This is a genomic window from Paenibacillus sp. Lou8.1 (assembly GCF_024213565.1).
GTDB classification, from domain to species: Bacteria; Bacillota; Bacilli; order Paenibacillales; family Paenibacillaceae; genus Paenibacillus; species Paenibacillus polymyxa_B.
In genome coordinates this window covers 239,151-254,298 of record NZ_JANAVN010000003.1, presented here as the reverse complement: position 1 = coordinate 254,298, position 15,148 = coordinate 239,151, and the positions used below count along the sequence as shown (strand labels likewise).

The following is a 15,148-nucleotide window of genomic DNA, read 5'->3' as shown; positions in this document are numbered from 1 at the left end:
TTAGCGGCTATGCCAAAATTACCGTCGATATCGGGTCTGCCTCCCAATTGGAAGCCGCTTTTAACGACGGCAATAACGGCTGGGACAGCAACAACACCAAAAACTACTCCTTCAGTACGGGCACTTCTACGTACACGCCCGGTAACAGCGGCAATGCGGGAACGATCACATCTGGCGCTCCAGCGGGTACGATTCCCGGGGATGGCGGCGGTACAACTAACAAGGTAACGGTATACTACAAAAAAGGCTTTAATTCGCCTTACATTCACTATCGCCCTGCCGGCGGAAGCTGGACTGCTGCGCCTGGTGTGAAAATGCAGGATGCCGAAATTAGCGGCTATGCCAAAATTACCGTCGATATCGGGTCTGCCTCCCAATTGGAAGCCGCTTTTAACGACGGCAATAACAGCTGGGACAGCAACAACACCAAAAACTACCTTTTCAGCACGGGAATTTCTACCTACACACCCGGCTTGAACGGAGCTGCAGGATCTATCCGAACGGGGACACCTTCAGGAAGTGCCGTCAGCGTAGGGACTTCCACCTACGCAACCGACCTCAACGAAGTTACAGGACCTATCCAAACAGTGGAACTTTCGGGTGCATCCTTAAATGTAGGCACTTCTACGTACGTACCCAACTCTAACGGAGTTGAAGTAACTATTCAAACGGAGGCGCCTTCGAGCGCCTTCACTCCTATAGATCTGAATACCCTCTCCAAACCCACTTCCCTCAACACAGACTGGAGCAAACAGAGCATTTATTTTATCATGACAGACCGATTCAGCAACGGAGATCCATCCAACGATAATTACGGTGGTTTCAATTCCAACAACAGCGATCAGCGCAAGTGGCATGGTGGCGATTTTCAAGGTATTATTAACCAACTCGACTACATTAAAAATATGGGGTTTACCGCGATCTGGATTACCCCGGTAACGATGCAAAAGAGTGAATACGCTTACCACGGCTATCATACGTATGATTTTTATGCGGTAGACGGACATCTCGGTACCATGGACAAGTTCAAAGAGCTGGTTGGTAAGGCACACGACAAAAATATCGCTGTTATGCTGGACGTAGTTCCCAATCACACCGGCGATTTTCAACCTGGGAACGGCATCGCCAAGGCTCCCTTTGACAAAGCAGATTGGTATCATCACAATGGCGACATCACAGGAGCAGACTACAGCTCCAACAACCAATCGAAAATCGAAAACGGTGATGTGGCTGGATTAGATGACCTGAATCAGGACAACCCTGCAACAGCAAATGAGCTCAAAAACTGGATCAAATGGCTGTTGAACGAGTCGGGGGTCGACGGACTGCGGGTGGACACTGTGAAGCATGTACCCAAAGGGTTTCTGAAGGATTTTGACCAAGCCGCCAATACCTTCACCATGGGTGAAATTTTCCATGGCGACCCTGCTTATGTGGGGGATTACACCCGATATCTCGATGCCGCATTAGATTTTCCGATGTATTATACAATCAAGGATGTGTTCGGACACGATCAATCCATGAGAAAAATCAAGGAGCGCTACTCAGATGATCGTTACTATCGCGATGCCCAGACCAACGGTGTATTTATCGACAATCATGATGTAAAACGTTTCCTGAATGACGCCTCCGGCAAGCCGGGTGCTAACTATGACAAATGGCCACAGCTCAAAACTGCTTTGGGCTTTACTCTGACGTCACGCGGAATTCCAATCATCTACCAAGGCACTGAGCAAGGCTTTAATGGCGGGGAAGATCCTGCCAACCGGGAGAATATGAATTTCAACGCCAACCATGACCTGTATCAGTACATCGCTAAGCTGAACTCTGTGCGCAACAACCACCCTGCTCTGCAAAACGGCAACCAAAAGGAAAAATGGGTGGACGACTCCTTTTACAGCTTCCAGCGCTCTAAAAATGGCGACGAGGCCATCGTACTTATCAACAACTCATGGAGCAGTCAAACTCGCACGATTGGCAACTTCGACAATCTGTCCAACGGTACCCGTCTGACCAACCAGCTGAGCAACGACTCCATTCAGATTAACAACGGTTCGATCACCGTGACTCTCGCTCCAAAGGAAGTTAAAGTTTTCACCAAGTAACGGTCACATTCAGTTACAATGATTATCCAATTGTGCTAAAGTAAAAAATAGAAGGATATACCGAAAAAAGAGCAAGGATGCTGGTAACCATCCCTACTCTTGGCAACAGCCGCTTGGAAGAGCGGTCGGCTGAAAAGGGCTAGCTATTAGAAATAGACCGTGTTTCCCTCTCCAGGGCGGTCTATTTCTTTTTGTTATACTCTACTTATTTTTCTATACGAACATAACTTCGCAACGCTAAAAAAAGTCCCAGCACAAATATAAAGAAAATACTGATGACCCCTCCAGGAACATACGTGAATGTTCTGCCCATTTGTCCATGGGGAGAAAACAATAACGGCACTGTCCATGGATAAAAGGTATTCCCCGGTGTATTTACCAAAACAAAATTTAAACACATGACCGTACACATTCCCATAATAGCAGGCACAAATTTTTTCCAACGGATGGCGAAGAACGTGATGATCGGGATAAGCATAGCGTGCATAAGAATCATCTTAGCAAATACCCCAAGCTGATACATAACAATTTCAAAGGTTAGCGGTCTGGTCGTAATAAACGTACCCAATACTGTAGATAGCACAAATGCCATCAGTAGGCTAACAGCGATGTACATATAAATAACGAGTAGTTTGCTGAAGTAAATACGAGTCCGGCGAATCGGGTTTGTAAACAGTGCAATATGGGTCTTCTCCTGATACTCTCTCGCATAGATATAGCAGGTCAAAATATAGTAGCTCATATACCCAGTCAGAAAATTAATAAGAATAACAACACTCATAAAGTAGTCATTCCAACCATCACGATCTATGGAATACTTGGGACTATCCGCGTAACTATAAAATTCTAAAACAATGGTTAATACTAAAATCATTACACTCAACCAAACAATTTTAGTTCCTTTCAGCTTCAAGCACTCTGCTTTAAACAGGTCAAGCATAGTAACCCTCCTCTCGAAAACTCTCTATTTATTCTTTTCTTTGATATGTCCATATAGATAAAAGCAATCCAAGAAGAAAGGTCACCGATAAGCTGAACCATGCTACTGAAACATTGGTAGGTATAGTCGCATTTCTTTCATTAGGAGATAAAAGATACGGAACAATCCACGGATACCATTCACTTTTGTATATAAAATTCAAAAATATTGCAGTACAAACTACGAGTACAACCACCATGATGCTCTTCCAGCGTATAGCAAAAAAAGAGGCGATTGGGATTAACATCGCATGCATCACACACATTTTAGCAAACACTTGGATTTGGTATACCCAGATAGCCATCGTTAAAGGTCGATCTGTAATGGACATGCCTAATAAGGCAGACAAAAACAGAACGAGAAATAAGGATACAATAATAAATCCATAAATAATGATCAATTTACTAAAATAAAATTTAACCCTGGTGACAGGCGTGGTAAACATAAATAGATGCGTGTTTTCCTGATACTCTCTTGCAAAAATATGACCGGTTAATATGTAGTAACTGATAAATCCGGCTGCAACATTGACGAAGAGAACTATGCCCTCGAAATAGTAAGTCCAACCCCGTTTATCAATTGAATATCTGTAAAAAATAGCGCTCGTCGCAAATTCCAACAGCACAACAGCCAGCAATATAATATAGCTCAACAAGAAGGCTTTAGAGCCTTTAAGTTTAATAAGTTCTGCTCTAATCACGTCGCCCATCCTCTCCTGAAATGAGAGTCAGAAAGTACTCCTCGAGTGTCTGCTTGGAGGTGTGTATCTCATAGACTGAAAACTGATGATCTATTAACTGCTTATTTAACGCAGCTGTATTCTCAATCTGACTATGAATTCTTAGTTGTTGTGGGGATATCACATTAGATTGAAGTTGCTTCATGTGCTCTTGCAGAAATGCTTGCACTGCTTCTGCATCGTCTACCTTTACATCTGTATATTGCTCAAAACCTTCCTCTAATCGGCTCAAACGATCTTCCGCTAACAGTTTTCCATTATGTATAATCCCGATGTGTGTAGCTAACTGCTGAATTTCGCTCAAGATGTGGCTGGAAATAAGAATCGTTTTTCCTTCTTCCTCGCACAACCGCTTCAATAGCTGACGAATTTCCTTAATTCCAGATGGGTCCAGTCCGTTCGTCGGCTCATCTAATATAAGCAACTCAGGGTCATGAACAAGCGCCCTTGCAATCCCTAATCTTTGCTTCATTCCTAGGGAAAAATTCTTGAACTTTTTTTTGCCGGTATGCTCTAATCCCACAGTAGTTAATGTTCGTTCAATTCTCCCATCATCCTGCACCCCCATGTACATACAGCAAATTCTTAGATTGTCGCGTGCGCTCAAATTTTCATATAAACCAGGCGTTTCGATAATTGTACCTATTTTCGAGAAAATAGAAGGATAGTTTTTCTCCAGCCGCTCGCCAAATAAAAAAACCTCCCCACTTGTAGGCTCAATTAGCCTCATTAGCATGCGGATAGTGGTTGTCTTACCCGCTCCATTTTCACCGAGGAAACCGTAGATACTGCCACGCTCCACATGTAAGGATATGTCGTCTACAGCTACAGCCCCCCCAAACTGTTTGCGGAGCTTTTTCGTTTCGATAATATAATCCATTTCTAAACCTCCCATTACAATAATCACCATTTATCATACATTTATTATTGTAATGAATCAATTAAAATTACAATTATAGTATTATTCAATGTTTAGTTACATACATAACAAAAAATTCATTTTACATCTTAAAACTAGTAAAAGATGTGATATAAGTTTCATAAACTCAAATGAAATAATACAAAAAGTAATAATATTATACAAAATTTTGTAACACATATTTTTCCTTTTTGGGTGTATGATTTCTACATACCTTACATGTCCATGCACCGTGTAGCATAATGAAAAGAGGTGAAAATATATGATAAAACAAATTAACGTTATTGCTGGGATTAAAGAACCAATTCGCTCTTATGGTTGTAGAGAAGTCGATTATTGTACTTTTTGTGATACTCGTGACTACTGTGGAATATGTGATCAATCTGATTTTTGTGTAACTAGCGATACTTAGAAATTCGTATCATCAAAATGAAAGGAGGTGAAAATTATGCTGAAACAAATCAACGTTATCTCTGGTGTTAAAGAACCCATTCTTGCGTACGGATGTCCTAAAAATGATGATTGCTATTATTGCGATCTCAAAGATTACTGCCGTTCATGTGATGCAATGGATTTCTGTATTTCTAGTGATACCTAGTATTTATCTATATCTAAATAACGGGATTAATTTTACTTAATCCCGTTTCCCCCTTCTTAAATTATCTTAATAATAAAAGTGAGGTCTTTGAAATGGCTAATCTGATCCAGGATAAAAAAGATGAAATCATTCATTTTCACCCTTATAAATTGTTTGAAGTCGACTCAAAAACCTTCTTTTATAACGTCGTAACGAATGCCATATTTGAGATTGACTCATTAATTATCGATATTCTACATAGTAAAGGCAAAACCGAGGAGCACGTTGTTAAGGATTTAGCCGAGCGTTATGAATTATCACAAGTAAGAGAAGCCATCCAAAATATGAAGGAAGCATACATTATTGCCACAGATACTAACATATCAGATGTTGAAAAAATGGGTATACTTGATAACTCGCAAAGAGTCTTCAAATTATCCTCTCTGACCTTATTTATGGTGCAAGAATGTAACCTTAGATGTACTTACTGTTATGGAGAGGAAGGGGAATATAATCAAAAAGGGAAAATGACTTCAGAGATTGCTAGATCTGCCGTAGACTTTCTGATCCAACAATCGGGTGAAATAGAGCAATTGAATATCACTTTTTTCGGCGGTGAACCCTTGTTAAATTTCCCTCTCATACAAGAGACGGTGCAGTATGTTCATGAGCAATCCGAAATTCATAATAAGAAATTTTCTTTTTCAATAACTACAAATGGTACACTTATCACTCCTAAAATCAAAAACTTTTTTTACAAACATCATTTTGCGGTGCAGACCAGCATAGATGGTGATGAAAAAACGCATAACTTCAATCGTTTTTTTAAAGGTGGACAAGGATCCTACGATTTACTCTTGAAGCGTACAGAAGAAATGAGAAATGATCGTAAAATAGGCGCGCGCGGTACAGTAACTCCTGCAGAGCTTGACCTTTCTAAATCTTTTGATCATTTAGTGAAACTGGGGTTCAGAAAAATATATTTATCTCCAGCACTTTATTCCCTATCGGACGAGCATTACGATACTTTATCGAAAGAAATGGTTAAACTCGTAGAGCAATTCCGAGAGTTACTGGAACGTGAAGACTATGTTACAGCCAAAAAAATGTCCAATGTCCTTGGCATGCTTAGTAAAATTCATTCCGGCGGTCCTAGAATCCACTTTTGTGGAGCGGGTACGAATGCGGCCGCTGTTGATGTTAGGGGAAATTTGTTCCCTTGCCATCGTTTTGTAGGCGAGGATGAATGCTCTATTGGCAATCTATTTGATGAAGATCCATTGAGCAAACAGTATAATTTCATTGAGAATTCAACAGTAAGAAATAGAACCACCTGTTCAAAGTGTTGGGCCAAAAATCTTTGTGGTGGTGGATGCCATCAAGAGAACTTCGCGGAGAACGGAAATGTCAATCAACCTGTCGGTAAACTTTGCAAAGTAACTAAGAATTTCATTAACGCTACTATAAAATTATACCTCCAACTTACCCAGGAACAAAGAAGCATCCTTTTTGGTTAGTAATAACTACTCGGCATTGTGCCTCTAAGACTTCATATCATTTATTAACAATGCCGATCTAGCTACTCTGATTCTATCTTATCTGGCTTTATCCCTAAATATGGAGGGCCTATTTTATGTTCCAACTAATCAGAAAATACATTAAGCCTTTACTGGCACTACAAATTACTGTACTTTGTATCATTATAATAAATATATTGTTCATGATCTACCAACCTATTTTAATGCAACGGCTGATAGATTCCTATAACACAGAAACACTCTCAGCTAAAGAAATCAGCTATTTAGGTAGCCTTTTTTTATTACTACTAGTTGGTGGAGGATTCACAGGAGCACTGAGAGATTCAGTTATTTTTAAAATCAAAAATTTATTACAGTTCCGGTTGAGGAATGATATATATCAACAAAATCTAAATTTACGAAGCCACCAGCCCACTGGAAAAATTATTTCCTTACTTTATAATGATGTCGAAGCTCTTACTGGATTGCTAAATCAAGCATTTATAGCTATGTTTACGGACTGTCTGACAATTGTCGCAACCGTTGTTGTTCTCTATTTTATGAATTGGAAGCTGGCAACGGTCTCCCTGATCTTTATTCCTATTTACTTTTTCTTATACTACAATTCCAAAAAGAAAGTGTACCAATTAAATGTTGCCTACAAAAAACAATATGAAAATATGACAGAAACCCTTCAGTTAGGTTTGAAACAAAAATGGACTGCAATCAGATTCAACCGTCAAAAATATAGTAGTGCCCTATTTTGCAGAGAACAAATACTTTTGGTTCGTATTTTGAAAAAACTTTTTGCGCGAGAACTGCTACTAGGTATAATCAGTAACTTTTTAAGTGGATTTTTCCCTTTACTTTTACTAGCTATTGGAGGTTTTTTGCTAATTGATAGAGAGATTACCTTAGGTACACTGGTTGCTTTCAGTACATATATAGTCAAGTTGCTACAACCGGTATCACGCTTGTCACAATTAAATGTAGGTGTGCAATCAGCGGTAGCTTCAGCTGAAAGGATTCTTAACTTTTTCAATTTAAATGATGTTTGGAACGGCACAAATATTGAAGGATTTACGGGAAATGGAATATACGTAAAAAATGTATTTTTTTCCTATAACAATCTTACTCCTGTTCTTGATGACATCTCGTTTGAAATCAAAAAAAATCAAATGTTAGGTATCGTAGGAGAAAGTGGATCTGGTAAAACGACTATTGTGAAGCTCCTAACCGGAGAAGTCATTCCGACTAAGGGCGAGATCTACTATGGGGATAACAGATTACACGATTTGAATAAAAATTACTTCTATAAAAATATAGCGGTAGTCACACAAGAAGAATTATTAACAACAGGAACCATATTCGATAATATTGCCTTTGGCAATAAAAATGCTACCTTAGATGAAGTTGTTAATATTTCAAAGAAGGTGGGGTTACATGACTATATCTCATCCCTTCCCGAAAAATATAACACTAATATCATTTCTGGAAAATATGACTTATCGGTAGGCCAAAAACAACGTCTGGCTATAGCAAGGGCATTGCTTCACAATGCCCCTGTGCTCATTTTGGATGAGCTGACCTCTGCCCTTGACGCTGAAACTGAATCTCTAATTCTGCACCTTTTAAATGAGCTTAAAGGTAAACGAACTATCATCATTATCGCTCATAAATTCCAAACAGTCATTCATGCGGACCATATATTAGTTGTTCAAAATGGTCGAATTGTAGAACAAGGTAGCCATGCGGATCTAATGTCTTATAGCAGCACTTATTCTAACTCTTATAGGAAACAAAAAGATTTTCTGCAAAATGAAGTGCAGGAGCCATCCTACAAATAAAGACAACCCATAAAACAAAACAGGCACCTGACGAAGCGTACACTTCGTTGCAGGTGCCTTGTTTATATATAAACAACGTGGGATTACTTAGGCCTCAGTAGCCACGTTGATATTGTTCAGGTATGGAAGGCTCCTCGCCGCGCAGCGTCACTGCTGCATGAATCGCCCAATATGGATCGCGCAGCAATCCGCGTCCCACAGCGACCAGATCGGCATCCTCGTTGCCGATAATGGACTGCGCCAAGGCTGGGTCATCCAACGAGCCTACAGCAATCACCGGGATGTTCAGTGCCTCGCGAATTTGGCGTGCGAACGGCACTTGATAGCCCGGATAGTTGCCCGGCTTTCTGGCGCCAGCAGGGCCTTCCCCGCCCGAGCTAACATGGATCACGTCTACGCCTGCAGCCTGATATGCACGGCTCAGCTCAATGGCATGATCCACATCGTACCCACCATCTACGTATTCCACCGCACTGATGCGTAAGATTAACGGCATACCCGCAGACATTTGCTTGCGTACAGCCTGAATAACCTCAACGCCGAAACGGGATAAATCCTTACCGTACTCGTCGTCCCGCTTGTTTGTAACTGGCGAATGGAATTGGTGAATCAAGTAACCATGTGCCCCGTGAAGTTCAATCGTATCCACGCCCGCTTGAACTGCACGCCGGGTAGCGTCTGCGAATTTTTGCACCATGCCACGGACTTCCTCCGTCGTAAGCGCGCGTGGCTGTTTATAATTCGCATCCGGGTATGCAATCGCGGAAGGAGCCACTGGCTCAGCTGCATCCTCAGCTTTACGGCCCGCGTGAGCAATCTGGATGCCTACCTTGGACCCGTGCGCATGAATGCCGTCAACCAGCTTCTTATAAGCTGGGATATGCTCGTCTGACCAAAGACCCAGATCATAATCTGTAATCCGTCCATCCGGTTCCACGTCCGTCATTTCTATAATAATCAGGCCCGTACCTCCAATAGCCCGACTCAAATAATGAACATGATGCCAATCATTCGGAATCCCGTCCTTGGCTGTCACCGAGTATTGGCACATCGGGGGCATCACCACACGATTCTTTAATTCCAAATCTTTCAGTGTATACGGTGTAAACAACGAATTCGTCAAAACGTTCATCTCCTTTTTATCTTCGTCACATAAACGAAAAATACGCTCCAAATTACACGGTCTATTAAAAACATAATCGGCATAGTCCAAACGGAATAAAAGAGATTCCTCCAACGGGGGATCTCTCACATTTGCAACTTGCAGTCATTATGTATGTCGTATGTTGTAGATATATTGCACACAACCTATTATCCACAACCCAATAACTTTTTGCAAGTAAATATTTAAAAATTATTAAATATTTTTTTGTCCTTCCCCTCTCCGCCTCCTAGCTATAATACAAAAAGACGCCCTTACGGACGCCTCTGCAATACCAATCTTATTGTGCTGAACCTAATTGTACCCATGCCTTCTCAATCTCTGCAACCGCCTGATCCTTGTTCATGTTACCGCTGATATATGCCTGCATCAGCTCACCAAATTTTTGGTGGAACGTATCCAGCGAGTAGTTAACAGACAGATCACCGGACTTCGACGTTTTCAAAATACTTTCCATTTCCTTAGGCATTTCCAGATCAGGAAGCGGTGCATCCTTAATTGGAGGAATCACCTTCGCTACCTGGGAGAACCAGTTCTTACCGTATTCCGAAGTGTACAGCCAGTTGAAAAATTCAATTGTTTCCTTCGATACTTCGGAATCCTTATTGATACGCAGCGCCTGATCTGCACCAGTAATAATGACTGATTGATCAGCTTTGTCACTCACCGGATATCCCATGATGCCAATCTTGAGATCAGGATTAATTTTCTTGATTGCTTCCTCATCCCATGCACCTTTACCCGTCATAAACGCAGCTTTTCCGGATGCAAAATCACTTACTTCCGCATTGCTGTCCCGTTCCAGTGGCTTATCTGTGCCATGTTTCACCGTCAAATCAATGAAGTTAAAGAAGTTGTTGTACAGCACTGGGTAGTCCTTGATTTTTGCTTTGCCTGCGATAAAATCACTAACGAGCTGCTTCGGTTCCACGCCTGCATCCTGCGCGGCAGCATCTACATAGTGTTGGAAGATATGCTTCCATACCCACCACTCTTTATATGCATTGGCAAATGGAGTAATGCCCTTCGCCTCTAGCTTGGTGACCGCATCCTGCATTTCTGCAATCGTCTTCGGCGGGGAAGTTACCCCAGCCTTGGTAAGCAAATCCTTATTGTAAATCAGCGTAAACAGGTTCCCTTTTACCGGGAGTCCCAGCACTTTGCCGTCACTGGAGCTCATATTCGCTCGAACAGCATCCGTCATGGCTGCTGCCAGCGGCTCATTGGTCAGATCGGCGCTATAATCCGCATACGTGTCGATGTCGCCTCCTGCCGTCGTTTGGAATACATCCGGTGTACTACCTGAGGCTATTTTCGACTTCAGAATCGTGTTGTAGTCTGCCTGCATGATCTCCAGATTGATCTTCACGTTAGGTTTGACCTTCTTATACTCCTCGATATACGCGTTAAAAGCATCGGTATACTCTGGTGAAGCTGTGAACATGTTTATTGTAACCGTTTTCAAATCTTCTTTGCCGCCAGCACTTTCTTTCGACGCATCCGTGCCGCCGTTGCTTCCACATCCGCTCAACAAACCGACCGTCAAAAGCAAACTGCCGGATAACGCCATCATCTTCTTTAACATGGATACTCCCCCATTTGTTTGTGATCAACGTCCATGCGCTCATTCTAAAAAATATACTCCAATTTAAAAAGGCAGATTAGTGAAGCGTTAAGGGTAAAAAAGTGGTTTATTGCAGGCTTACGCGATACTCAGACGGTGACACCTGATAATAATTACGAAAAGCCTTACTGAAATAATTTTTATCTTTGTAGCCGAGCATATCCGAGATTTCCTGTATTTTCAGGCTAGAATCACCCAACAGCTCCTTCGCCTTGTCCATTCTAACCTTCTGTACATATTCGTGAATACCGTAACCAAACTGCTGCTTAAACAGCTTCATCAGGTATTCCCGACTCAAGAAATAGGTTTCGGCAAAAAACGAAATTTTGATATCCTCAAAATAATAACGGTCGATGTGCCTTTTGATGTCCGTTATGTCAAAGGGCTGGTTCCCCGCTTGAGCATGTTGGACCCCAGCAATGTAAAGCTCCAGCATCCGATTCAATCTCTGACCGTAGTGGACAAAGCTCGTAAAATCAGCAGACAAATCGCTTTCCCCCACTTGCTCCGGTTCTTCCAAAGCTCCATCTTGATTCAACGCTGACGCTGACGTAGACGCACCCAACTCAATCGCAGCTTCTCTCAGTAAAAAATGGAACTCCTTCATCATTCGATCCGCATCCTGTAAACGGAAAATAGGGCCTGATGCCAATTGTTTCAGCAGATCGCCCAGCAGTACCTTTGCCCGGTTCGCCTGACCTGTCTGAGCATCCTTTTGGATCGACAACAGTCGCTCCGTCCATGACATTTCCTCTAACGTACCCATTTGCCGTGGCACTGTATGAAGAATGGATTCCCCTTCCAGCTTCAACACATCCGTGCTGTGAATGAGCGTCTTGGCATCCATATAAGCAGACGCTAGCTCCAATACATCTGTGCAGAGCTTACCCAATCCGGCAACTACCACCATGCTGAACAGCCCATGCAGGTTCGCCACCGCCTTCTGTGTCACTTGTGCCAATAGTAAGGCCATATGTTCTTCTTGTCCTGGGGCCAAGGTACAGATCGAAACGACCTCACGCTCCCGTCGCGGATGGGAGAAGCTAAAACAACTCAACCGTTCATCTGACGTCTGAGCTAACACATTGGTCACGGCAAAATCCATCAGATCGGCATCGCCATGAAAACGTGTCCTGCGAATCTCATCCCTGTTCAGCAGCCGCAGCACGATCACCCCAAAGCGATTCCCCGGCTGATCCGCTCCGATCAATGGGAGCAACGCCGTATTGGCCTGCCTTTTGAAGCTACCGTCCAAAATGGACAAATATAGCTTCTCTTTCAGCTTCGGCAGTGACATATTCAGCGTAATGTTCTGGCTAATGAACTTGTTTTTGCTTTGCTCTCGACTTTCCAGAATGTCCACGGCTTTGCGCAGTGCCTGATTCAGATCCTGACGATTGATAGGTTTGAGCAGATAGTCCACCACCCGGGATTGAATCGCCTGCCGTGTAAATTCAAAGTCATTGTAGCCACTAATGACAATCGTCAGCAGGTGGGGATATGCCTTTTCGATGGCACGAAGAAATTCGATACCGTTCAGCTCAGGCATTTTCATATCGACCATCACCACATCTATATGGTGCTGACCCAACAGCTCCAGTCCCAACCTTCCATTCGTCGCCTCATAAATATGTTCGATGCCCAGACCGTCCCAATCCCCGATAATACGAATGGCTTCGCGCAATGGCTCCTCATCGTCAATAATCAATACGTTATACATGACTGACTCCTCCCCGGGGAATTTGCATTCTCATTTCCGTTCCCGTTTCATCCGTAAGTATGAATAATCCTGCCTGATCTCCATACAAAAGCTTCAACCGTGTGTTCAGATTTTTCAAACCAATATGCTCGCTCTCCCGTTCTTCCCATTTTTCATGGAATGAATCCAGCACCATTTTCAGCTTGTCCTCTGAAATTCCAGGTCCGTTGTCCCTGACTGTAATTGTGGCATTTGTAGAACTCGATTCGGCTGAAATGACGATCAGAATATCGCTTGATACTTTTTCCAACGCATGCTTGATAGCGTTTTCCACCAACGTCTGCACAGATAATCTCGGAATCGGCAGCTCCATCAGCGTTTCTTCCCATACCACTTCGACTCGCAGTCTCGCTCCGAACCTTGCTTTTTGCAGACCTATATACCGTTCAATGTGCTTGAGCTCTTCGCGGGCAACTACGATATCCTTGCCGTTGATGGAATACCGCAACGTTTGGGCCAACGCATCCACCATATCCGCCATGTCGAACATCTCCCGCTTTAATGCCTGCGTGGATATGGCTTGCAGGGCATTGTACAGAAAATGAGGATTAATTTCAGCCTCCAACGCCTTGAGTATGGCGTTCTTTTCGACCAGCTTCATGCGATAGCGCTCATTAATAAGTTCTTCGGTTCTTTGTACCATTTCGTTAAAATGCAGCGACAAATATGCAATCTCGTCATGTCCCTTCACAGGAGCTGTTGCTCCAAAATCTCCGGTGCTAAACCGCTTCATCTGGGTGGACAGCTTATGTAAAGGTCGGGTAATGGCGTTCGAGGTCAGTGTCACTAATATAATAGACACACCTAAAAATAAAGCTCCGATGGCATAGCTCCAATTCCGTGTAGTCGTAGCTGCTTCATAAATCTGGCGGTATGGGATGGGCTTAATGAGCTGCCACCCCTCTTTTTCACCAGCATCATAGACGACCAAATACTCCTGATCCCCACTGCTATCTGACCACGTTACTCGCCCGCTTCCTCCCTTGCCGATCTGTGACAACACTCCAGAATCACGCATCCGCTCATATAGCGGAAAGCTGTTCACATAAAAGGGAACCTCTTTAGGGCTCATTAGCATCAATTGGTCCCCTTTGCCCAGTGGAATGTTCTGCATGATTTCATTCACGGCGCTCGTATTGTAATAAAAGGACAGCACCGCCTGCGGGTGGCGGGATGCAATCGACCTCAGCACTCGATGGTATGCCATAAAGCTGGCTTGTGGTGCCACATAGCCCATATCAGAGCGGGACCCCACAAAGGATTGAAATGATTCGTTCGTGGTACTAGCCATCGCCTCTTTATACCAGGGAAGCTTGGGAATATCCGTGTTTATTCCTTTGCGCACCGTAATGTTGTATGTCTCCCTGGTGACCACATAGTATTGATGTCGGTCCGCCACGTACAGATAGATCGCTTCCAGATCATTACGTGAATAAAACATGCTGCGCAAGTAATTTTCAATGACCATTCTCGAAGCATAGTCTCGATTCTCATTGGCAATGGCGTTCATGATATCGTTATAACGAAGCTGCGGAAGAGCCAACTGCTGCATTCCCTCCAAGTAATCCTCCAAATTCTGATTGACCAGCAATAGATTATTGGTCGTGCTGGCGATGCTATGGTTAACCGACTCCTTTTCAATCATCTGATAGGAAATAATTGTGAGTGAGCCCACCACCAGAATAATCACCGAGGTAAAAAGTAGAATGAGCTTGTTCACTAATTTTTGCGTGATCCTCCTCCACATAGAGCGAAGAAACGTTCCTACACGCTCTGACATCATGATAATCGCCCCTTTTGAAAGCGTACACATTTTTACCCTCAACTGTTTTCTTAAATCCATTGGTCCGGCCCTAGGGGCTATCCTATACTTTCATTATATCTTAAACAGCTTGGAGCGAAAGAGCGGAAAATGTTGAG

Annotated in this window: 12 protein-coding genes; 5 read left to right on the top strand and 7 right to left on the bottom strand. The window is 42.9% G+C overall.

Annotation, left to right across the window (positions count from 1 at the left end; all coding sequences use genetic code 11):
- A partial coding sequence (locus NLX78_RS05995) for an alpha-amylase family glycosyl hydrolase (protein ID WP_254349886.1) occupies positions 1-2,105 on the top strand: 2,105 nt, incomplete at its 5' end.
- 205 nt (positions 2,106-2,310) lie between these two features.
- Here the strand turns inward: NLX78_RS05995 and NLX78_RS05990 are convergent.
- From NLX78_RS05990 to NLX78_RS05980, 3 genes are read right to left on the bottom strand one after another with little or no spacing between them, the layout of a single operon-like run.
- Complete coding sequence (locus tag NLX78_RS05990) at positions 2,311-3,045, bottom strand: ABC transporter permease (protein WP_254349885.1); 735 nt, start codon at positions 3,043-3,045, stop codon at positions 2,311-2,313.
- Positions 3,046-3,073: 28 nt separating this feature from the next.
- The gene (locus NLX78_RS05985; protein ID WP_254349884.1) at positions 3,074-3,793 is read right to left on the bottom strand and encodes an ABC transporter permease; all 720 of its coding nucleotides are present in this window, start codon (positions 3,791-3,793) and stop codon (positions 3,074-3,076) included.
- Positions 3,777-4,703, bottom strand: a complete 927-nt coding sequence (locus tag NLX78_RS05980; protein WP_254349883.1) for an ABC transporter ATP-binding protein — start codon at positions 4,701-4,703, stop codon at positions 3,777-3,779. The genes NLX78_RS05985 and NLX78_RS05980 overlap by 17 nt, the downstream gene beginning before the upstream one ends.
- Before the next feature lie 301 nt (positions 4,704-5,004).
- Here NLX78_RS05980 and papA (NLX78_RS26695) point away from each other — a divergent pair, with 301 nt between their 5' ends.
- The 4 genes from papA (NLX78_RS26695) (at position 5,005) to NLX78_RS05965 (ending at position 8,683) form a co-directional block, all read left to right on the top strand.
- A complete protein-coding gene (gene papA, locus NLX78_RS26695; RefSeq protein WP_367987770.1) occupies positions 5,005-5,154 on the top strand; it encodes a freyrasin family ranthipeptide in 150 nt (49 codons plus the stop codon).
- A 36-nt stretch (positions 5,155-5,190) separates the two neighbouring features.
- Entirely contained in the window at positions 5,191-5,340 is a 150-nt protein-coding gene (gene papA, locus NLX78_RS05975) for a freyrasin family ranthipeptide (RefSeq protein ID WP_181016525.1), read from the top strand.
- A gap of 92 nt (positions 5,341-5,432) precedes the next feature.
- Entirely contained in the window at positions 5,433-6,836 is a 1,404-nt protein-coding gene (papB, locus tag NLX78_RS05970) for a PapB family radical SAM/SPASM ranthipeptide maturase (protein ID WP_254349882.1), read from the top strand.
- A gap of 116 nt (positions 6,837-6,952) precedes the next feature.
- Positions 6,953-8,683 carry an ABC transporter ATP-binding protein gene (locus tag NLX78_RS05965; RefSeq protein WP_254349881.1) on the top strand — a complete coding sequence of 577 codons (1,731 nt, stop codon included), beginning with the start codon at positions 6,953-6,955 and terminating at the stop codon, positions 8,681-8,683.
- Between the two features lie 94 nt (positions 8,684-8,777).
- Here NLX78_RS05965 and NLX78_RS05960 read toward each other — a convergent pair whose 3' ends face one another.
- The 4 genes from NLX78_RS05960 to NLX78_RS05945 all read right to left on the bottom strand — a co-directional run bounded on the left by NLX78_RS05960 (position 8,778) and on the right by NLX78_RS05945 (position 15,041).
- Entirely contained in the window at positions 8,778-9,806 is a 1,029-nt protein-coding gene (locus NLX78_RS05960) for an NADH:flavin oxidoreductase/NADH oxidase (protein WP_254349880.1), read from the bottom strand.
- Positions 9,807-10,125: 319 nt separating this feature from the next.
- Positions 10,126-11,430 (bottom strand): ABC transporter substrate-binding protein, encoded by a 1,305-nt coding sequence (locus tag NLX78_RS05955; RefSeq protein WP_254328115.1) that lies wholly within the window; start codon positions 11,428-11,430, stop codon positions 10,126-10,128.
- A gap of 106 nt (positions 11,431-11,536) precedes the next feature.
- Positions 11,537-13,189: a response regulator gene (locus NLX78_RS05950; RefSeq protein WP_254349879.1), complete on the bottom strand. Its 1,653-nt coding sequence runs from the start codon at positions 13,187-13,189 to the stop codon at positions 11,537-11,539.
- The gene (locus NLX78_RS05945; protein ID WP_254349953.1) at positions 13,182-15,041 is read right to left on the bottom strand and encodes a cache domain-containing sensor histidine kinase; all 1,860 of its coding nucleotides are present in this window, start codon (positions 15,039-15,041) and stop codon (positions 13,182-13,184) included. The genes NLX78_RS05950 and NLX78_RS05945 overlap by 8 nt, the downstream gene beginning before the upstream one ends.
- Between the last annotated feature and the right edge of the window lie 107 nt (positions 15,042-15,148).